The following is a 17,443-nucleotide window of genomic DNA, read 5'->3' on the forward strand; positions in this document are numbered from 1 at the left end:
ATCGAGGGAACGGAGTTCGTCTACGACGAACACTTCGACGGGTTCGGCGGCCAGCGCCCCATCCGACTCGACGGCGGCTCCGGACTCGAGGTCTCGAATGTCGAGATCGACATGAGTATCGACCAGACCGAGGCCATCCGCGTCATGCCCGGGGTCGACTCGGCGTCGATTCACGACGTCGACATGGACCTCTCGAGTTCCGTTCGGGACGGCGTCTCGATCACGGGCGGTGCGGGCTCGGTCGAGACCGACGACCTGAGTGTGAGCGGGAACAGCCGCTACACCGTCTTCGAATACTGAACCGCTTCGAGAAGCGAAAGCGGTCGTGGCGGCCACGAACCGGTCGCTGATCGGTCGTCTACAGTCGCTCCACATCGCTCGGACGGCTGGGGTCTTCCTTTTCCTCCGAGCCGATCACTTGTCGGTCAACAGCCGTAAGAGCGCGCCCGCGAGGATCACGAGCACCCCGGCGATCGTCGCGATCGGCGGGATCGGCACGAACAACAGCACGACGCCGATGAGCATTACGATCGAGGACATTCGAACCATGTACGGTCCATGACACGCCGTGTCACTAATACCTGCCCCCTGCAACGGAAACCGCCGTATCAGAACGCCAGTGTCTTCACCACGACGGGAACCGTCTCGCCACCGTCGAGGGGCCGCCCGATATCGAGATACTCGCCGTCGGCGACGCCGACCTCGTCGATGACGGCGAGCGGCCGGCCGTCGGATCGCCGTCGGAGGGCCTGTCCGAGCGCCTTCGCACAGTTCTGTCGGGTGAGCACGAGGAGCGGTCGACCGCCTCCATCCGCGGTCCAGACGGTATCGATCGCCGCCGCGACCCGCGTGAGCCGGTCGTAGGTCAGGGGACCGACGTCGTCGATCGCGAGTACGACCGGCTCGTCCGGGCCGTACCGCTCGGTCGCCTCCCCGATCACCCCTTCGAGGCGCGTTTCGAGGTCCTCCTCGGGGAGGTCGCCGACACCCATCGCCGGGAGGTTCCGAAGCGGGAGCAGCGACTCGTCGACCTCGACCGTCCGACCGCTGAGTTCGGTCGTTCGCGTCCCCGCCCCGACGACGGTCGCCCGGATAGTCTCGTCGAGGTCGAGAAGCGGGAGTTCGGCCGCCCGTTCGCGGATCGCCGCCGCGAGCGTCGGCCCGAGATCGGCGTACTCGAACGGGTCAGTGGGATCGCCGTGGACGAGCCGACCGACCCCACCGGTGAAGGCGACCCCGTCGACCTCGATCGGGTCGGTTGGGAGCGATCCGATCGCGAGGCTGGCGGTGCGATCCGAGAACGGCGGGCCCGTGATCGCGTCGATCACGCAGTCGGCCATCGCGCCCGCCAGCCGATCGAGGTCCTCGGTCGAGGGCTCCGTGCCGGGTTCGAGGTCGACCCCCAGATCGTCGGCCAGTCCCCGTATCGCCTCCGAAACGCCCGTGATCGCTCCCTCCGAATCGAACCGGACGAGTCGTCCGCCGACATCGAGACAGCGCGTGTCGCGGACGCCATCGGCGTCGAACAGCGCGACGTTGGTCGTCCCGCCGCCCACGTCGGCGTTCGCGACGATCTCCCCGCGCTCTTTCGCCCGTGTCGCCGCTCCCGAACCCTGCCCCGCGAGCACCGCTTCGAGCGCGGGACCGGCCGCCGCCGCGACGAACTCGCCGCCCTCGCTCGCGATCCGGTGGACCAGCGCCTCGGCGTTGTCCTTCCGAGCGGTTTCGCCGGTGACGATCACCGCCCCCGTCTCGATCCCGCTCGGCTCGACCCTCGCGGCGGCGAGTTCGTCCTCGACGATCCGCGCGACCGCGTCGATGTCGACCGTCTCCGGCCCGGAAAGCGGCGTCTCGTGGATCGTCCCCCGATACCTGATCTCTCGTGAGACGATCTCCAGTTTCCCCGCGCCGGCGGGCTCCCTCACCTCTAGCTCGCTGACGACGACCTGCGTCGTCGTAGTGCCGACGTCGATCCCGACGCTCGTCAGCCGGTGTTCGCTCATCGCCCGGATCCAATCCTTCTCATCTCAGTCGGTGACGAACTCCCGGTCGTCCTCGCGCAGGTCGATCCCGCTTCGCTCGCGCTCGCACATTTCCGCGATCAGGTCGACGAGCTGGGCCCCCGCCTCGACCGGCGGCAGCCCTCCCTGATGGATGTTCGAGATCACGGACTTCTTCGCGGTCGGCCCGCCGCGTTCGGGTCCGTAGACCAGATACGCGCTCAGACTCTCGGCGCTCGCGAGGCCGGGGCGCTCGCCGATCAGGATTACACAGCAATCGGCGTCGAGCTCCTCGCCGATCGCGTCCATCACGTCGACGCGGCCGTACTCGACGAACACGGGGGTGCCGACCCGCAGGTCGCGGTCGGCGAGGCCGTCGAGCAGGATCGGCAGCAGGTCGGGAACGTTCGCCTCGACGGCGCTCGAACTCAGCCCGTCGGCGACGACCAACTGGACCTCGGGGCCCTCCTCGCAGTGCTCACGGAGGTATTCGGCGGTCTCCGCGGAGATCTCCCGTCCCCGATCCGGCCGCGCGAGGTACTCCTCGGTGTCCTCGATCAGCGTGCCGATCTTCACCAGCCCCGTCTCCTCGATGAACCCCTCGTCGACGTTCGTGAGTACCGCATCGCGGGCGATCCCGTGGTCGGCCCGGAATTCGAGTAGCGTGTCGGTCCGCGGGCGCGAGCCGGCCCGCCCGACGCCCAGCCGCGAGGGGTTTCGATCCGTGATCCGTTCCAGTAGGTCGGGATCCCGCGGCCCGTCGAGCCGGTCCTTCGCTCGTTTGTCACTCATGTTCACGCGAACACCGTCGGGTCGCCGGCCCGCTCGGTCAGCCGTCCGTTCTCGGTGATCCCCATCTCGCGGAGCCACTCCCCGAAGGGTTCGATAGGTTCGCGGCCAAACAGCTCCCGGAGCGTTGCCGCGTCGTGGTAGCTGTTGGACTGGTAGTTGAGCATCACGTCGTCGCCCATCGGGACGGTGATGAAGTAGTTCGAGCCGGCCGCCGCGAGCGTGATCGCGAGCGTCTCGATGTCGTTCTGGTCGGCCTCCATGTGGTTGGTGTAGCAAGCGTCGATCCCCATCGGGATCCCGTGTAGCTTGCCCATGAACACGTCTTCCAACCCTGCCCGAATGACCTGCCGGCCGTCGTAGAGGTACTCGGGGCCGATGAACCCGACCACCGTGTTGAGCAGGAACGGATCGTAGCGCTTCGCGAGCCCGTAACAGCGCGATTCGAGCGTGAGCTGGTCGACCCCCTCGTGGGCGTCGCCCGAGAGTTCCGCGCCTTGGCCGGTCTCGAAGTACCAGACGTTCGGCCCCGAGGAGCTACAGCGCCGCCGGGCGAGCTCGTCGGCCTCGTCGAGCAGCGAGACGTCGATCCCGAACTCCTCGTTGCCCGCCTCCGTACCGGCGAGGCTCTGAAAGACCATGTCGGCGGGTGCACCCTCGCGGATCGCCTCCATCTGCGTGGTAACGTGCGAGAGACAGCAGTTCTGCGTCGGCACCGCCCACTCCTCGATGAACCCGTGGGTCGCTTCGAGGATCGCCGCCGTGTTCTCGGCGCTGTCGACGACGGGGTTGATTCCGATCACCGCGTCGCCCGTCCCGTACGAGAGCCCCTCGCGGGTCGAATCGAGGACGTTCTCGACGTCGTCGGCGGGGTCGTTGGGCTGCAATCTGAACGAAAGGGTGCCGGGCTCGCCGATGGTCGTGTTACACCGGGCGGTGATCGTCATCCGCGAGGAGACGAGCGCCAGATCCATGTTCGACATGAGCTTCGCCACCGCGGCGATCATCTCGCTGGTCAACCCCTCGCGGATTGCCCGAATCTCGCGGTCAGTAGTAGAAGAGTCGACGAGGAACTCCCGGAGTTCCGCGACGGACCACTCTTTGATCCGCTCGTAGATCGGCTCGCGGACGGCGTCCTGGATGACTCGCGTCACCTCGTCCTCCTGGTAGGGGACGACCGGGTTCTCCCGTAGTTCCCGAAGCGTCACGCGGCTGAGCGCCTTCTTCGCCGCGACCCGCTCGGCGTCGGAGTCGGCCGCGATCCCCGCCAGTTCGTCGCCCGTCTTTCGCTCGTTGGCCTTCGCCAACAGCGCCCGGAGGGAATCGAACTCCCCCTCTCGTCGAGATATCGTCGCCATACCCCGTTCTAGCTCCACAGAATAGCTTAACCTTGTTGACTGTTAACAAACCGGAGTTGGTGTTCCACAACCGGAGTTGATCCTTCTACGGTACACACGCCTCCACCGGACCGACGGACTCTCTCACGAACGGTCGCATGCTGCCCGAGCGACCGCTCGAAACCGTCTCCGGAGCACGCCGGCCCCGGGAGTGCCGTCCCTGATCCACAGGCCGGCAACCGCCAGTCCGACGAACGCCGAGACGATCAGCGCCGGCGAGGGGGTGAGGCTGAACCCACTGAGTTCGGCGAGAACTCCCGCTTGGCTGTCCTCGGGGACCGAAAGCAGCGGCCAGAGCAGGAATCGCGTGTATGCGTACTCGCCGGCCAGCGCCGACTGCACGGCGTCGCTCGCGATATGAGAGAGGTAACCGAGGCCGAATGCGACGCCGTACTCGGCCCTCGACCGGCGCGCGAAATACCAGTAAACGGCCACACACAGGGGGAGCGCGACGACCGGCGCGTGTGCGAGCATCCGCCCCGACGGGATCACCCCCAGATTCCACGCCAGCGGCTTGTCGATCAGGTCCGGCAACTGACTCGCGAACACCACCACGATCGTCGCGACGCCGTCCGGCGATTCGCCCCGACGCCGCCTCAGCACCGAATACAGGACGTACGCGAGCGCCGCATGTCCCCACGGCCACATTCGCCTCCGCCTACCCGTCGCGTGCGTTTAGTGTTGCTGGTGTGATAATTACCTAAGTTGGAACGAAAATTCCGACATCTCGGCGTCGGTGATTTGTGCGAGACTCCTCAGTTGGTGCCGAACGGCAGTAGGTTCTTGTCGTCTCCTGTGGTAGTGTCTCACATGATAAAAGGAGTGCTCGCGGTCCTCGGCCTCGTCGAACTGCTCGTTCCCCGTCGATTCATCGAGTTCTGGGAGGGCTATGCCCTCGAGAACCCGAAGGACTGTTCGCTCGAATCGTGGGTGATTCCCGTCGCCCGCCTCGAGGGACTGCTCTTTCTCGCGGCGCTCGCCAAACCGCGGGCGTTCTCGGGGCCGATCCGAGCGGTACTCGGCTGTTACGGGTTGATGGCCGCGCTCTCGCCCGATGGATATCTGGAGTACTGGACGCCGCTGATCTACGAGGACGGACGCCCCGAGTGGAAGCCGTGGGTCGTTCCCCTGACGCGTGTGATCGGTGTCTGTTACGTGGCGCTCGCGCTGTTCGGGTGGTGCTCGAAGAACGATACAGGAACCGGCTGAACCGGGCTACTCGACGGTGACGCTTTTCGCGAGGTTGCGCGGTTTGTCGATCGACCTGCCGAGACGGTTCGCGAGCCAGTACGACACCAACTGGAGTTGGACGTTCGCGAGGATCGGTCCCACCCGTCCGTGCGTCTCGGGGATCGAGAGGACGTGATCCGCGTAGCGCTCGACGTCGGACTGGCCGTCGGTCACGGCGATGACCGGCGCACTGCGGGCCTCGACCTCCTTTACGTTGCCGATGGTCTTGGTCGCGCGCTCGTCGTCGCCGGTCACCACGGCGAAGATCGGCGTTTCGCCCGTTACGAGCGCGAGCGGGCCGTGTTTGAGTTCGCCCGCCGCAAAGCCCTCGGCGTGTTTGTACGTGATCTCCTTCATCTTCAGTGCGCCCTCGAGCGCGACCGGATAGTTGTAGCCCCGGCCGATGAAGAAGTACGCTCCCGCGTCCTCGTACTCGGCGGCGATCTCCTTGGCCGGCGAACTGTCGAGGATCGACTGGACGTGATCGGGCAGGTCCCGCAGTGCGCCCAGCAGTTCCCGTCGTTCGCCGTCCTCGATTGCGTCGGCCAGGAGGGTCAACGCGGTCTGCTGGCTCGCAAAGGTTTTCGTGGCGGCGACGCCGATCTCGGGACCGGCCCGGATGTACATCGTGTAATCGCACTCGCGGGCCGCCGACGAGCCGACGACGTTCGTCACCGCCACCGTCGTTGCGCCCGCCCTGCCGGCCTGCCGGAGCGCCCGCAGCGTGTCCGCGGTCTCGCCGCTCTGGGTGACGCCGATCACCAGCGTGCCGTCGTCGATCGGCACCGACGAGCGGTCGTACTCGCTGGCCATGAACGTCTGGGCCTGAACGCCCCGTTCCCGGAGGGTGAGTTCGCCGTAGAGCGCGGCGTGATAGGAGGTGCCACAGGCGACGAACTGGACTCGTTTCGGGGTCGGCAGTCCGGCGAGTTCCTCGATGGTCACGCTCCCTTCGAGTTCGTCGACCCGGCCGCGCAGACACTGGCGCAGCGAGCGGGGCTGTTCGTTGATCTCCTTGAGCATGTAGTGGTCGTAGCCGCTCTTGCCGGCGTCCTCGGCGTCCCACTCGACCCGCTCGACCGGCGGTTCCAACACGGTGCCTTCGGCGTCGGTCACGACGATCTCGTCGTCGGTCAGGGCGGCGAACTGCCCGTCCTCGAGGTAGATCACCCGATCGGTGTACTCGATGAACGCGGGGACGTCGCTCGCCAGATAGGTGCCACCCTCGCTGAGACCCAACACGAGCGGGGAGTCCTGTCGGGTAGCGTGGATCGTCTCCGAACCCTCGAAGACGGCCGCCAGCGCGTAACTGCCCTCCAGCCGGGAGACGGCCGTGCGGAACGCCGATTCGGGGTCGAGCCCCTCGTCGAGGTAGTGTTCGATCAGGTGGGGGACGACCTCGGTGTCGGTCTCGCTGTAGAAGGTGTGACCGTCCGCCGCCAGTTCCTCGCGCAGGGGTTCGTAGTTCTCGATGATGCCGTTGTGGACGACCGCGACCTGTTTCTCGCAGTCGGCGTGGGGGTGGGCGTTGCGGTCCGAGGGCGGGCCGTGGGTGCTCCAGCGGGTGTGGCCGATCCCGACGGGAACGCTCGGAATCTCCTGTCCGTCGAGGAGCGATTCGAGGTTCTCGAGTTCGCCCTCGCTCTTGTAGACCGAGATCGCCTCGTCCGAGAGGGCGATCCCCGCCGAGTCATACCCCCGATACTCCAGTCCCGACAGCCCCGTCAGGAGCACGTCGAGGACCTCCCTGTCGCGTCCGTCGCCGGCGTAGCCGATGATCCCACACATGGTTATCGCACCTCCGTCTCTCCCGCGATCGTTCCCTCGACCCGAGCGCCCGCCCGAACGGTCGCGTCCGGCCCCACCATCGCCCCGGGGACGAACGTCGCTCCCCCACCCACGTGGGCCCGAGCGGCGAACAGCGCGCCGAGGCGTTCGCGCTCGAACACCCGGTTGCCGATCCGGACGTCGCCCGGCCCGCCCGGGACGGTCGTCGCCGCGCCGATGTGAACACCCTGCCCGGTGACACACTCGATGAGCGTCGCGTTCGGCTCGACCCTGGTGTCGGAATCGAGCACCGACCCCTCGACGACCGCGCCGGACCCGACGGTGACGTTCTCGCCGAGACAGGTGTACGGTCCCAGAACGGCCCCGGGTCCGACCTCGGCGTCGGCCCCGATCACGACCGGATCGCGGATCACTGCGGTGTCGTGAACGCTCGCTGTGTCGTCGATCCGCCCCTCGCGGCTCTCCCCGACGACGCCCGCCTGGATCAGGTCCCGGGTCACTTCGAGGAGGTCCCACGGGTAGGTCGCGTCGACCCACAGCCCCTCCGTGAGCGTTCCCCTCACCTCGGCCTCGGTGTCGACGAGCCACGAGAGCGCGTCGATCAGCGAGTGTTCGCCGTCGCGCGGTTCGGCGTTCCGGATCGCCTCGAAGATCCGCGGATTCAGGCCGTAGACGCCGGCGTTGAGCCGGTATTTCCGTTCGTCGGTCGGCCGTTCGACGAGGTCGACGACCCGACCGTTATCCATGATCACGCCCCCGTAGTGTTCGACGCGGTTGTGATCGAGCACTCCGAGGGTCACCGCGCCCTCCCCGGTCGCCTCGATTACGTCGCCGATGATCCGCGAGTCGAGGATCTGATCGCCGTAGACGACGAGGAACGGCCCGTCGAACCGGTCCTCGACCGAGAGCAGCGCGTGGCCCGACCCCAACTGTTTCTCCTGAACGACGTAGGTCAGCGGGACGTTCCGATAGGTGGGACCGAAGTGGTCCTGAACGCGGCTCCGACCGTAGCCGACGACGACGGTGATGTCGCTGACGCCGGCCTCGATCAGCCCGTCGAAGACGTACGCGAGGATCGGCTTGTTCGCCGCGGGCAACATCGGTTTAGGCCGATGATGCGTTAGGGGGCGGAGGCGCTTTCCCTCCCCGGCGGCGAGGACGACTGCAGGTAACGAGTCCATACCTCACCGAATCGGCGGACTGACACTTATGTCTTTCATCCTGCGGGCTACGTTCGCTGCAATCCCGCACGATTTATCCGACGAAATCCGGGTTTCTACCCGCCTTCGGCGGCGGGTTTCCGTTTTCGGCCGTCGTCCCTGCCGTGTCCGACACACGGCCGACGGAGGTCCGACTTCGGTGGCCGTCGGACAGGTTTTTCGCTCCTCGTACCGTAGGCGGGGTATGAGTGACCGGGAGATCCCGACGAGCGACGCCGACTGGCGCGAGGAACTGAGCGACGAGCAGTACCGTGTCCTGCGGGAGGCGGGGACCGAACGGCCCTTCTCGGGCGAGTACGTCGACCTCTTCGAGGACGGCAGCTACCGGTGTGCGGGCTGTGGCGCCGAACTGTTCGACTCGGACACGAAGTTCGAACACGGCTGTGGCTGGCCGAGTTTCTCGGACGCGAACGAGGGTGCCGTCGAGTTCCGCGAGGACCACAGCCACGGGATGGAGCGGGTCGAGGTCGTCTGTGCGAACTGCGAGGGCCATCTGGGTCACGTCTTCGAGGACGGACCCGAACCCACGGGCGAACGCTACTGCATCAACTCCGCCGCCCTCGAGTTCGACGATCGGGATCAGTAACCCGGCGGTCCCTCGCGCTCCTCGAGGACCCATTCGAGTTCCTCGATCGCCCGTAGCAGTACCGCCTCCTGTTCGTCCTCCAGCGGCGAGGAGGGGGGGTCCTGATCGTCGTAGAGCGATTCGAGTTCAGCGATACGCTCCCGGATGGTCTCGTTCGATCGCATGGCGGCTATTCAGCCAGCGCGTACAAAACAACTACGCTGGGGCCGGCGGGTCGTACCGGCGCCAGAGCCAGCCCACGCCCAGTGCGAGAAGCACCACGCCCGCCAGCGCGTGCCAGTAATCCTCGTGGACGAGCGCGCTCGTGAGATACAGCGCCATGATCCCCAGACACAGCGTCAACGACAGCCAGTGGGCGCGATAGAACCCGACGACGGTGCGGACCGACATTCGTGGAGGGTTCGAGTGCCGCTGCCATATACCCTGCGAGGCCGCCCGCTCGAACCGAGCGATTGAGGGGGCTGGGAATCGAAACGACGGTATGGTAGCGCTTTCGAGCAAGGCGGCGTTCGTCCTCGTGTTGGTGACGGGCATCGTCGTCCCCGGCGTGATGAACTACGTCTTCTCGGTTGTACTGGGCCAGCAGATGCTCGGACGGCTGGTCTGGGTGCTCGGGTATACCCTGATGATCGCCGTGATCTGGTACGGGTGGCTCCGTCCGCTAGAGCTTACGGGCCCCGAACTCGACCCCGACGAGGCGGAACGGAAGGTTAAAGACTGAATCGAACACAGTTCCCGACAGAATGCTTGAGTTCGTCCCTCTTCAGCCCGTGGACGATTTCGTCCAAAGCTACCATCTCGGGCAGGTACTCGTCGCCGTGTTCGTCCTCTCGGTGCTCGGGTCCTTCGCCCTCTCGAAGAAACTGCTGTCGTTGAACGTGATCCTCTTCGGTCTGTTGTTCCTGTTGGTCCCCAACACCATCTCCTCGGTCGAGTACAAACTCCTTGGGGTGGCACTCCTCTTCATCGGCCCGATCCTCTATACGACCGCGCGCGACTGACCCGAACCGTTCCGGACCCGCTGGGCTTTCGTCCTCTCGGTCGCTCCCCGTCGACACCAGTTCGTACCGTACACCCGTCTGTTCCCGCGGACCATTTTCCGTTCGTTCGCTTCGCTCACTCTCTGCTCACGGACGCGAAGCGTCCGTTCGCATGGCCCGCGGGACCGAAGGTCCCGCATTGACGCAAACACCGCCTCGAAAAACCGCACCACCACGGTCAATCGGACGAGAGAAGTTCGTCGTACCGTGCACCCGTCTGTTTCAGCGTCTCTGTCGAGTAGAGCCGCTCGTGCTCGTAGGGCAGGTACCCGTCGTGGAGGTCGTCGATCCGGGCGTCGACCGCCTCGGGATCCCGGCCGTGGATCATCGTAAAGAGGTCGTACTCCCAGCCGAGGCCGCTCCTGCGGGGGCGGTGATAACAGAGCGTGACGAAGGGGAGCGCTCCGACCGCCCGGCCGCGTTCTTCTAGTTCCTCGTCGGGGACGTCCCAGACGACCATGCAGTTCGCGGTAAAGCCCGTCACGACGTGGTTGATGACGCAGCCGATCCGCTTGATACAGCCGTTCTCGAGCAGCCGGGTGACCGACTCGATCACCGCCGTCGTCTCGTATCCCGTCGCCCCCGCCACGTCCGCGTACGGGGTAAGCGAGAGGGGCAACCCTTCCTGGATCTCGAGCAGGACCGCGGCGTCGAGCGCGGAGAGGTCGCCCGTCGCCTCCTCGCTGATCGCCGTCGCCTCGACGGCTCCCGCCTCCGAGGCCGACTCGCGGGCGAACCGATCGGCGTTCACGACGGGGAACTCCAGATCGATGTAGAAGTCCGTCAGCATCGGGAGGTTGAGGACCTCACAACCGGTTCGTTCCTCGATCTCGTCGATGATCCGGTCGCGGGTCTCGCGCGACCCGGCGGTGACGACGAACCACATGTTCCACTCGTGGTCCCGGCGGTAGTTGTGGTTGACCTGCCGGTAGGAGTTGATCACGGTCGCGATCTCCGAAAAGCGCTCCTCGGGCGCTTTCACTGCCGCGAGCGTCGAGGAGCCGATCACCGGCGGGTTGAGCACCGCGCCGAAGCGCCGGACGATCCCGCGTTCGACGAGCGCCTCGACGCGTGCGAGCGCCTCCCGTTCGTCCACGCCGAGTGCCTCCCCGATCGATCGGAACGGCCGCGGTTCGACGGGAACCCCGCTCTGATAGCCGTCGATGAGGGCGGTATCGACCCCGTCGAGGTCGGCTCGCCAGTCCGCCGTGAGTGTCATTACACTCACTACGGACCGATATCGAGTATCAGTTTCGCTCTCCGCCCGTCGACCGGTCGCCCCGTCTCAGGCCGACGCGACCGCCTCGAGGAGCGCCTCGTAGTCGGGTTCGTTCTCGGGGGACTCCGCTTCCCACTCGTAGACGATTTCACCGTCGTCGTCGAGGACGTAGACCGCGCGGTTCGCGACGCCGTACAGCCCCAGATCCTCGATGTCGATTTCGAGCCCGTAGGCGTCGATCGCCTCGCGACTCGTGTCGCTGACGAGGTCGAACTCGATGCCGTGTTCCTCGCGGAAGGCGTTCAGCGAGAACGCCGAGTCGGCGCTGACTCCAAAGAGGGTCGCACCTCGTTTTTCGAACTCCCCGAGTTCGTTCTGGAGGGCGACCATCTCGTTCGAACACGGCGGGGTGAACGCGCCGGGGAAGAAGGCGAGGACGATCGGTCCGTCGCCGAGGTGTTCGTCGAGTTCGAAGGACGCTAGCTCGCCGTTGGCGACCGTCGCGGTGATCGACGGTGCCGTCTCGCCAGTCGTTACCATTGCGCTCGTCGATACGGGACCTACCCGAATAAACGACCAGCAACCGGGGAAACCTTCCCGTTGCAACCGCGCGATAGCGTGTCCCACGGTGTGGCGCTCGGGGACCGAAGGCGAGCGTTTTTGCGCGCGCCGTTCCAACCACCGATATGGCACAAGCGACCCACGAGTACGGCGAGTGGCCGCTCAAGCGTTTGATGAGCGAGGTCGTCGGCTCGGGACACAAATCGGCCGACGACATGGACTACGAGCAGGCGAGCGATGCGTTCCGTCGGATCCTCGGCGACGAACCCGATCACACTACTCTCGGGGCTTTCTGGCTCGCGAACCGCTGGAAACGCAACACCGCCGAGGAACTGGCTGCCTTTACCGACGTGATGCGCGAGTCGGTTCGTACTGCGGAACCCGACTGCGATCCCGTCGACTGCGGGGCGAACTACGACGGCAAGCACACGTCCGCACTGCTGGGCGTCGCCGCGGGCTGTGTCGCCGCCGGCGCGGGCACTCCCGTCGTCACCCATTCCGGCGATCGAGTTCCCACGCAGAAGGCGACCGCCTACAAGCACGTCCTCGACGAACTCGGCGTCCGCACGGAGATCGATCCCGAGGAGAGCGCCGAGATGGTCGACGAGACGGGCTTCGGGTTCTACTACCAGCCCGCGTTCAACCCCGAGATCGACGGGTTGTTCGAGCGTCGGGACGCGATGGGCGTCCGCACCTTCCTCAACACCGTCGAAACGCTCGCGAACCCCGCGAACGCCGACATCCATCTGGGGAGTTTCTATCACCTCCCCTTCGCAAAACGGATCGTCGATACCTTCGGGCGGAGCGAACAGGACCTCTCGCGTGTGCTGATGTTCCAGGGAATGGAGGGCTACGACGACGTCCGGCCCGGCCTGACGAAGGTCGCCGAATGGGACGACGGGACGTTCTCTGATTTCGAGATCGAAACTGGAGAATACGGCATGGGCTTCGAGAGCGAGGACCTCGCAGTGGGGGACGTCGCCGGCGATTCGGCACGGATCACCCGCGAGGTCCTCTCGGGCGAGCGCGAGGACCTGTTCGCCGACGCCGTCTCGCTCAACGCCGCACTCCGGATCTACGCCCGTGGGGACGCTGCCTCTATCGACGAGGGGCTCGAACTCGCTCGCGGGTCGATCGACGAGGGGAGCGCCGGGGCCGTCCTCGACGACCTGCGGGCGTTCTGAAGGGCGAGCCCCGATCAGTCGTCCGCGGGCAAGGTCAGCGTGACCGCCTCGTCCGCCCCGTCGATCGTCACGGTGGTTTCGACGCTCTCGAAGCCCGCTGCCTCCGCTTCGACGCGGTACTGGCCGTTTCGGAGTTCGAAACTGATCCGCCCATCCGAATCGGCCGTCTCGTCGGCCTCGTCGAACTCGTCGACCTCCACCCGTGCGCCGGGAATCGGCTCGCCCGCTTCGTCCTCGACGGTCACCGTCAGCGTGTAGGGTCCCGACCCGGTGTCGCCGGTTTCGCTTCCGTTGCTCCGGTTCGATCCGCCGCTTTCGCCGTCACTTTCGCTCTGATTCGCGCTGCTCGACTGTCCACTCCCGTTCCCGTCGGATCCCGTGCCGGCATCGCTCGACTCGTCGTTCGGGCTGTCCCCCATACAACCTGCGAGACCGACCAGACCGACCGCTCCGGCGATCCCGACGAACCGTCGTCGAGAGAGCGACGGTTCGACCGACGCGCTACCCGTCCCGTTCCCGACTGACGGTTCCTGCATGTGAACAGTACCTCCCCCCGAGGATATCGGTATGCGCTCCCTACCGGGCGTAGCCGGTGGTAATCGGTGGTCATACCCTCCTATATACCGGCGTCGGGCGCCAGTCCCGGACGAGTCGTTCGGTCGGCGGTCGACCGGCCCCGTTGACGGTGGCGGATGAAAGACCGCCACGCTCGGTCGTTTCGCCGGATCCGACGGAACCTTCTTGGACGTCTCCGGCCTGTTACGACGAATGGAGGGGATGGCTCTGGGACTCGAAGTGGAGTACTGGGTGATCGACGGGGCGGGGCGCCTCTGTGCCGGCGAGGAGGTCGTCGCCGCCCACGACCGGATCTGCCACGAGTTCGTCGCGCCGATGGTCGAGTTCGAGACGCCCCCGAGCGACGACCTCGAAACGGTGTGTCGTGACCTGCGGGAGGTCCTCGAAGCGGGGACCGAGGCCGCCACGGACGCGGACAAACACCTCGTTCCCCTCGGGACGCCACTCGTCAGCGAGACGATGCCCGCCATCTCCGAGCGCGGGCGGCTGCTCGAACGCCTCTACGGCGAGGGGATCGAGTACGCCAAACACTGTGCGGGCACGCACGTCCATTTCGACAAGCGGGCAGTGCCCGACCAGCTCAACCTGCTGACGGCGCTCGATCCCGTGCTCGCGCTGGTGGCCTCCTCGCCCTATTACGACGGCCAACGTCTCGCACACTCCTCGCGGGCGTACGTCTATCGCTACGAGACGGGCCGGGAGTTCTCCCGGTATCGCGACCTCTGGGAGTACACCGACTCGATGAACGAGTGGAACACCCGTCTGGCCGATACCTACGAGGAACTTCGCGTCCTCGCGGCCGAGCGCGGGATCGACGAGGCGACCTTCGAGCGACACATCGAACCCGAAAACAGCGTCCTCACGCCGGTTCGCCTCCGACTCGGTTCGCCGACCGTCGAGTGGCGCGCGCCCGACGCCGCCCTCCCGAGCCAGTTGCTCGCGCTCCTCGAGGACGTTACGACGGCGGTCTCGGCCCTCGACGGGCGCTCCCTCGAGATCGGCGAGGAGCCCGATATCGACGGGGAGACGGTCACAGTCCCGGCCTTCGAGGAGCTGCGTGACCTCACTCGCGAGGCCATCGTCGAGGGTCGAACCCCCGCCGTCGAGGCGTATCTCGACGCGATGGGGATCGATTCGGGCAGGTATTCCCCGCTTTCGGAGGAGATCGCGGCCGGAGAGCGGATCGATCACGAGCGCGCCCGCGAACTGCGTCTCGAGTACGCCGCGCGCCTGCGCGAGGACGTCGCCGCGCTCTAATCCTCCTCGATCGGGAGGGCGACGTTCGCGAGCTTCTCCCCGCCGGTGACGGTCGCCTCCCTCGTCAGCGCATAGAGGACGCCGTCCCGGTCGGCGACCGCCTCCTGGAGGACCTCGTAGCTCGTCGGGTCGTAGAGTGCTCCCAGCCGGGTCCCGGCCGTGACCTCCTCACCCAGTTCGCGCTCGGGGTCGGCACGAAACAGCCCCGAGTCGGTCGCCGTCACGCGCCCGAGGTGGTTGCGTGCGAGCCGGCGTTTCCCGATGGGTTCGGGATCACCCTCCAAGACCCCCCGATCGCGAAGGACGTTCACCATGCCGGCGACGCCGGTTTCGACGGCCTCCTCGACGATCTGCTTGTTGTGTGCGAGTTCGGGCGTGATCGTGGGGATCCCCGCCCGCGACGCCGCGACCCGGAGTTTGCCGTCGAAACCGCGCTGGCCCCACTCCTCGTTCGCCGCCTCGCCGGCGCGTTCGGCCAGCAGTAGGTCGGTCCCGAACGTGCCGGCGAGGTCCCTCGAACCGTCGTCGCCGGCCGTGAAGACGACGTGGGTCAACATCCCGGGGCTTCCGGTGTGGAGGTCGACGACGGCGTCGGCCTCCCGTACGTACTCCCAGAGGGTCGCGGCCATGCGCTCGTGGAGCGTTCCCTCGTTGTCGCCGGGCCACGCCCGGTTCATGTTCGCGTTGATGCTGTCGAGTTCCTCCGGCGTGGTGTACGAGACCCGGTCGAAGGTGAGGGGATCGGCGACGGGGACGGCGATCACCTCGCCCGCGAGATCGGCGGCGACGAGCCGGTCGTGGAGCCGCCTGAGGACTTCGACGCCGTTCACCTCGCGACCGTGCTGGGCGGCCTGAACGTAGAGCGTGGGGCCGTCGGAGCCCCGATAGTGGTGGACCGTCGTCTCGACGTCGATCCCGGAGGGGAGGCGAGCGAGGATGATCCGATCGCTCCGGTGGGTTGCCATACCCTCCCTGTGGTCGGCTCCCACATCAATCTCGCCGATCCCGCACCGGATTTTTGTAAATCCATCACGAATCGTACGGCGGGGTGAGATCGATAACTCGGCAGACATGTTACGAACCTACGCGGTATCCGATCGAGCGGTTTCGAGAAGTACTCGCCTCCCTCTCGCGGTACGACCTCCTGCTGGTGACGATCCCAGTGGCGTTCCTGCTCGCGTTCGTCACGAGCAACGCGCTCGCGATCGGCGTCCACGCGGCGCTCGTCGGCGCGCTCGCCATCGCGGACGCGGTCGCGCTGAACCCGCCGCGGACGGGTTAACCGACGACCACCAGCGTTTTACGCGGCCTCGACGACTGACCAGCCATGGCTACGACCGCGACGCTGCACACGACGGAAGGCGACATCGAGATCGAACTGTTCGACGAGCGCGCGCCCCGAACGGTCGAGAACTTCCTCAACCTCGCCGAACACGACCCGGCCGCAAGCGACGAGCCCGCGCCCGACACCACCACGTGGGAGGACCCCGAATCCGGCGAGACCCGCGGGGACGGCCTGTACAACGGCGTCGAGTTCCACCGCGTGATCGACGAGTTCATGATCCAGACCGGCGACCCTACCGGAACGGGTCGGGGCGGCCCCGGCTACAGTTTCGACGACGAGTTCCACGACGAGCTGCGCCACGACTCGGCGGGGACGGTCTCGATGGCTAACAGCGGTCCCAACACCAACGGCTCGCAGTTCTTCATCACGCTCGCGCCCACTCCGCACCTCGACGACCGCCACGCCGTCTTCGGGGAGGTAATCGAGGGGATGGACGTCGTCGAGGCGATCGGGGGGACCGAAACCGACGGGAAGGACAAGCCGACGACGACCATCGAGATCGAGTCGGTCACGATCGAGCACGACTGACTACGAGTACCGGCGCGCGCCGACGAGCATCCACAGCGAGACCGCGAGCGTCACGGCAACGAACGCGACCGCAAAGCCCCTGTCCCAGCGGGCCTCGGGAACGAACCCGCTCGCGACGAGGACCATCCCCAGTGCGATCGTCCACCGGCCGACGAAGGCCGTCAATCCCTCGGGGTCGCTCACGGTTTCGGGATCGTAGCCCGAGATCAGTTCGGGATGGCCGCTGCGGATCAGTAGCCCGAGTCCGATCGTCACGAACCCGCTGATCCAGAGGACGACAGCGAGCGCGAGCGACATATCCGAAATCCTCTACGGACCGGCATATCGCTACCGGCCCGAACCGTAACCCGAAAGCCGACCCGGCCCGTCTTCCGGGTATGAGCGACAGCGAGGAAGCCGTCCGCCCGAGCGAGATCGGCGAATCGGATGCCCCGCCGATCGAGGAAAAACCCTACAAGATCGTCTTCGAGGCGAACAAGTGCTTCGGGGCGGGCAAGTGCGCCGAAGCGTCGCGAAACTGGGAACTCGACCTCGAGACGGGGATCGCGAAACCCCGGTCGTACTTCATCACCGAGGAGGAGTTAGAGGAGAACGTCCGGGCGGCGGAGTTGTGTCCCGCCAAGAAGGACCGAGGCGTGATCCACGTCGTCGACCGGCGCACGGACGAGGAGATCGCGCCCGACCCGGACGGCGACGGGACGTTGAGCGTCGACTGGTGACGCG

23 protein-coding genes and 1 pseudogene are annotated in these 17,443 nt (G+C 66.4%); 10 read left to right on the forward strand and 14 right to left on the reverse strand.

Translation table 11 applies throughout. The features are described from left to right. A pseudogene (locus tag HAPAU_RS21555) lies at positions 1-300 on the forward strand (hypothetical protein); the annotation flags it as partial. 114 nt (positions 301-414) lie between these two features. Here HAPAU_RS21555 and HAPAU_RS05030 read toward each other — a convergent pair. From HAPAU_RS05030 to HAPAU_RS05050, 5 genes are all read right to left on the reverse strand, one after another. After that, the gene (locus HAPAU_RS05030) at positions 415-549 is read right to left on the reverse strand and encodes a transporter (protein ID WP_066380337.1); all 135 of its coding nucleotides are present in this window, start codon (positions 547-549) and stop codon (positions 415-417) included. 59 nt (positions 550-608) lie between these two features. Beyond that, positions 609-2,003 carry an ethanolamine ammonia-lyase reactivating factor EutA gene (locus HAPAU_RS05035; RefSeq protein ID WP_066380338.1) on the reverse strand — a complete coding sequence of 465 codons (1,395 nt, stop codon included), beginning with the start codon at positions 2,001-2,003 and terminating at the stop codon, positions 609-611. A 24-nt stretch (positions 2,004-2,027) separates the two neighbouring features. Further along, positions 2,028-2,792: an ethanolamine ammonia-lyase subunit EutC gene (eutC, locus tag HAPAU_RS05040; RefSeq protein ID WP_066380339.1), complete on the reverse strand. Its 765-nt coding sequence runs from the start codon at positions 2,790-2,792 to the stop codon at positions 2,028-2,030. 2 nt (positions 2,793-2,794) lie between these two features. Further along, complete coding sequence (locus HAPAU_RS05045) at positions 2,795-4,147, reverse strand: ethanolamine ammonia-lyase subunit EutB (protein ID WP_066380340.1); 1,353 nt, start codon at positions 4,145-4,147, stop codon at positions 2,795-2,797. 123 nt (positions 4,148-4,270) lie between these two features. Beyond that, complete coding sequence (locus HAPAU_RS05050; RefSeq protein ID WP_066380342.1) at positions 4,271-4,834, reverse strand: metal-dependent hydrolase; 564 nt, start codon at positions 4,832-4,834, stop codon at positions 4,271-4,273. Positions 4,835-4,996: 162 nt separating this feature from the next. Here HAPAU_RS05050 and HAPAU_RS05055 point away from each other — a divergent pair, with 162 nt between their 5' ends. Then, positions 4,997-5,395, forward strand: a complete 399-nt coding sequence (locus HAPAU_RS05055; protein WP_066380344.1) for a hypothetical protein — start codon at positions 4,997-4,999, stop codon at positions 5,393-5,395. Between the two features lie 6 nt (positions 5,396-5,401). On the opposite strand, the gene glmS is transcribed toward HAPAU_RS05055, so the two are convergent. Then, positions 5,402-7,204, reverse strand: coding sequence for a glutamine--fructose-6-phosphate transaminase (isomerizing) (glmS, locus tag HAPAU_RS05060; RefSeq protein ID WP_066380346.1), 1,803 nt, complete (start codon positions 7,202-7,204; stop codon positions 5,402-5,404). Positions 7,205-7,206: 2 nt separating this feature from the next. After that, positions 7,207-8,385, reverse strand: coding sequence for a sugar phosphate nucleotidyltransferase (locus tag HAPAU_RS05065; protein WP_084383668.1), 1,179 nt, complete (start codon positions 8,383-8,385; stop codon positions 7,207-7,209). A gap of 223 nt (positions 8,386-8,608) precedes the next feature. Here HAPAU_RS05065 and msrB point away from each other — a divergent pair, with 223 nt between their 5' ends. Continuing rightward, positions 8,609-9,010 carry a peptide-methionine (R)-S-oxide reductase MsrB gene (gene msrB / locus HAPAU_RS05070; RefSeq protein ID WP_066380350.1) on the forward strand — a complete coding sequence of 134 codons (402 nt, stop codon included), beginning with the start codon at positions 8,609-8,611 and terminating at the stop codon, positions 9,008-9,010. On the opposite strand, the gene HAPAU_RS21560 is transcribed toward msrB, so the two are convergent. After that, on the reverse strand, positions 9,004-9,174 hold the full coding sequence (locus tag HAPAU_RS21560) for a hypothetical protein (RefSeq protein ID WP_169802621.1): 171 nt from the start codon (positions 9,172-9,174) through the stop codon (positions 9,004-9,006). The two genes, msrB and HAPAU_RS21560, sit on opposite strands and share 7 nt — an antisense overlap. A 31-nt stretch (positions 9,175-9,205) precedes the next feature. Further along, the gene (locus HAPAU_RS05075) at positions 9,206-9,400 is read right to left on the reverse strand and encodes a hypothetical protein (RefSeq protein ID WP_066380355.1); all 195 of its coding nucleotides are present in this window, start codon (positions 9,398-9,400) and stop codon (positions 9,206-9,208) included. Positions 9,401-9,491: 91 nt separating this feature from the next. Between HAPAU_RS05075 and HAPAU_RS05080 the strand changes: the two genes are divergently transcribed. Together HAPAU_RS05080 and HAPAU_RS05085 are read left to right on the forward strand one after the other, a co-directional pair. Continuing rightward, a complete protein-coding gene (locus HAPAU_RS05080) occupies positions 9,492-9,731 on the forward strand; it encodes a hypothetical protein (RefSeq protein ID WP_066380358.1) in 240 nt (79 codons plus the stop codon). Between the two features lie 22 nt (positions 9,732-9,753). Further along, positions 9,754-10,011, forward strand: a complete 258-nt coding sequence (locus HAPAU_RS05085) for a hypothetical protein (protein ID WP_066380360.1) — start codon at positions 9,754-9,756, stop codon at positions 10,009-10,011. A gap of 217 nt (positions 10,012-10,228) precedes the next feature. On the opposite strand, the gene ahbB is transcribed toward HAPAU_RS05085, so the two are convergent. Both ahbB and HAPAU_RS05095 read right to left on the reverse strand, forming a co-directional pair. After that, positions 10,229-11,269: a siroheme decarboxylase subunit beta gene (gene ahbB, locus HAPAU_RS05090; protein WP_066380362.1), complete on the reverse strand. Its 1,041-nt coding sequence runs from the start codon at positions 11,267-11,269 to the stop codon at positions 10,229-10,231. 66 nt (positions 11,270-11,335) lie between these two features. Further along, the gene (locus tag HAPAU_RS05095; protein WP_066380364.1) at positions 11,336-11,809 is read right to left on the reverse strand and encodes a redoxin domain-containing protein; all 474 of its coding nucleotides are present in this window, start codon (positions 11,807-11,809) and stop codon (positions 11,336-11,338) included. 146 nt (positions 11,810-11,955) lie between these two features. Between HAPAU_RS05095 and HAPAU_RS05100 the strand changes: the two genes are divergently transcribed. Continuing rightward, positions 11,956-13,014 (forward strand): anthranilate phosphoribosyltransferase, encoded by a 1,059-nt coding sequence (locus HAPAU_RS05100; RefSeq protein ID WP_066380366.1) that lies wholly within the window; start codon positions 11,956-11,958, stop codon positions 13,012-13,014. A 14-nt stretch (positions 13,015-13,028) separates the two neighbouring features. On the opposite strand, the gene HAPAU_RS05105 is transcribed toward HAPAU_RS05100, so the two are convergent. Beyond that, positions 13,029-13,550, reverse strand: coding sequence for a carboxypeptidase-like regulatory domain-containing protein (locus HAPAU_RS05105; protein ID WP_066380368.1), 522 nt, complete (start codon positions 13,548-13,550; stop codon positions 13,029-13,031). Between the two features lie 232 nt (positions 13,551-13,782). Between HAPAU_RS05105 and HAPAU_RS05110 the strand changes: the two genes are divergently transcribed. Further along, entirely contained in the window at positions 13,783-14,847 is a 1,065-nt protein-coding gene (locus HAPAU_RS05110) for a glutamate-cysteine ligase family protein (RefSeq protein WP_066380371.1), read from the forward strand. Here HAPAU_RS05110 and HAPAU_RS05115 read toward each other — a convergent pair. Continuing rightward, positions 14,844-15,812, reverse strand: a complete 969-nt coding sequence (locus tag HAPAU_RS05115; protein WP_066380373.1) for a succinylglutamate desuccinylase/aspartoacylase family protein — start codon at positions 15,810-15,812, stop codon at positions 14,844-14,846. The two genes, HAPAU_RS05110 and HAPAU_RS05115, sit on opposite strands and share 4 nt — an antisense overlap. A gap of 83 nt (positions 15,813-15,895) precedes the next feature. Here HAPAU_RS05115 and HAPAU_RS05120 point away from each other — a divergent pair, with 83 nt between their 5' ends. Next, positions 15,896-16,129, forward strand: a complete 234-nt coding sequence (locus HAPAU_RS05120) for a hypothetical protein (RefSeq protein ID WP_066380375.1) — start codon at positions 15,896-15,898, stop codon at positions 16,127-16,129. Positions 16,130-16,174: 45 nt separating this feature from the next. Further along, the gene (locus tag HAPAU_RS05125) at positions 16,175-16,720 is read left to right on the forward strand and encodes a peptidylprolyl isomerase (protein WP_066380377.1); all 546 of its coding nucleotides are present in this window, start codon (positions 16,175-16,177) and stop codon (positions 16,718-16,720) included. Here HAPAU_RS05125 and HAPAU_RS05130 read toward each other — a convergent pair whose 3' ends face one another. Next, positions 16,721-17,017, reverse strand: a complete 297-nt coding sequence (locus tag HAPAU_RS05130) for a DUF3784 domain-containing protein (RefSeq protein ID WP_066380379.1) — start codon at positions 17,015-17,017, stop codon at positions 16,721-16,723. Positions 17,018-17,097: 80 nt separating this feature from the next. Between HAPAU_RS05130 and HAPAU_RS05135 the strand changes: the two genes are divergently transcribed. After that, the gene (locus HAPAU_RS05135) at positions 17,098-17,439 is read left to right on the forward strand and encodes a ferredoxin (RefSeq protein WP_066380381.1); all 342 of its coding nucleotides are present in this window, start codon (positions 17,098-17,100) and stop codon (positions 17,437-17,439) included. Positions 17,440-17,443 lie beyond the last annotated feature (4 nt).

Origin of the sequence: Halalkalicoccus paucihalophilus (assembly GCF_001593955.1) — an archaeon.
Taxonomy (GTDB): domain Archaea; phylum Halobacteriota; class Halobacteria; order Halobacteriales; family Halalkalicoccaceae; genus Halalkalicoccus; species Halalkalicoccus paucihalophilus.

Bases quoted from the DNA above. Each gene is read 5' to 3' on its own strand.
- HAPAU_RS05030 (WP_066380337.1), bottom strand. From the start codon at position 549: ATGGTTCGAATGTCCTCGATCGTAATGCTCATCGGCGTCGTGCTGTTG.
- HAPAU_RS05035 (WP_066380338.1), bottom strand. From the start codon at position 2,003: ATGAGCGAACACCGGCTGACGAGCGTCGGGATCGACGTCGGCACTACG.
- eutC (WP_066380339.1), bottom strand. From the start codon at position 2,792: ATGAGTGACAAACGAGCGAAGGACCGGCTCGACGGGCCGCGGGATCCC.
- HAPAU_RS05045 (WP_066380340.1), bottom strand. From the start codon at position 4,147: ATGGCGACGATATCTCGACGAGAGGGGGAGTTCGATTCCCTCCGGGCG.
- HAPAU_RS05050 (WP_066380342.1), bottom strand. From the start codon at position 4,834: ATGTGGCCGTGGGGACATGCGGCGCTCGCGTACGTCCTGTATTCGGTG.
- HAPAU_RS05055 (WP_066380344.1), top strand. From the start codon at position 4,997: ATGATAAAAGGAGTGCTCGCGGTCCTCGGCCTCGTCGAACTGCTCGTT.
- glmS (WP_066380346.1), bottom strand. From the start codon at position 7,204: ATGTGTGGGATCATCGGCTACGCCGGCGACGGACGCGACAGGGAGGTC.
- HAPAU_RS05065 (WP_084383668.1), bottom strand. From the start codon at position 8,385: ATGGACTCGTTACCTGCAGTCGTCCTCGCCGCCGGGGAGGGAAAGCGC.
- msrB (WP_066380350.1), top strand. From the start codon at position 8,609: ATGAGTGACCGGGAGATCCCGACGAGCGACGCCGACTGGCGCGAGGAA.
- HAPAU_RS21560 (WP_169802621.1), bottom strand. From the start codon at position 9,174: ATGCGATCGAACGAGACCATCCGGGAGCGTATCGCTGAACTCGAATCG.
- HAPAU_RS05075 (WP_066380355.1), bottom strand. From the start codon at position 9,400: ATGTCGGTCCGCACCGTCGTCGGGTTCTATCGCGCCCACTGGCTGTCG.
- HAPAU_RS05080 (WP_066380358.1), top strand. From the start codon at position 9,492: ATGGTAGCGCTTTCGAGCAAGGCGGCGTTCGTCCTCGTGTTGGTGACG.
- HAPAU_RS05085 (WP_066380360.1), top strand. From the start codon at position 9,754: ATGCTTGAGTTCGTCCCTCTTCAGCCCGTGGACGATTTCGTCCAAAGC.
- ahbB (WP_066380362.1), bottom strand. From the start codon at position 11,269: ATGACACTCACGGCGGACTGGCGAGCCGACCTCGACGGGGTCGATACC.
- HAPAU_RS05095 (WP_066380364.1), bottom strand. From the start codon at position 11,809: ATGGTAACGACTGGCGAGACGGCACCGTCGATCACCGCGACGGTCGCC.
- HAPAU_RS05100 (WP_066380366.1), top strand. From the start codon at position 11,956: ATGGCACAAGCGACCCACGAGTACGGCGAGTGGCCGCTCAAGCGTTTG.
- HAPAU_RS05105 (WP_066380368.1), bottom strand. From the start codon at position 13,550: ATGCAGGAACCGTCAGTCGGGAACGGGACGGGTAGCGCGTCGGTCGAA.
- HAPAU_RS05110 (WP_066380371.1), top strand. From the start codon at position 13,783: ATGGAGGGGATGGCTCTGGGACTCGAAGTGGAGTACTGGGTGATCGAC.
- HAPAU_RS05115 (WP_066380373.1), bottom strand. From the start codon at position 15,812: ATGGCAACCCACCGGAGCGATCGGATCATCCTCGCTCGCCTCCCCTCC.
- HAPAU_RS05125 (WP_066380377.1), top strand. From the start codon at position 16,175: ATGGCTACGACCGCGACGCTGCACACGACGGAAGGCGACATCGAGATC.
- HAPAU_RS05130 (WP_066380379.1), bottom strand. From the start codon at position 17,017: ATGTCGCTCGCGCTCGCTGTCGTCCTCTGGATCAGCGGGTTCGTGACG.
- HAPAU_RS05135 (WP_066380381.1), top strand. From the start codon at position 17,098: ATGAGCGACAGCGAGGAAGCCGTCCGCCCGAGCGAGATCGGCGAATCG.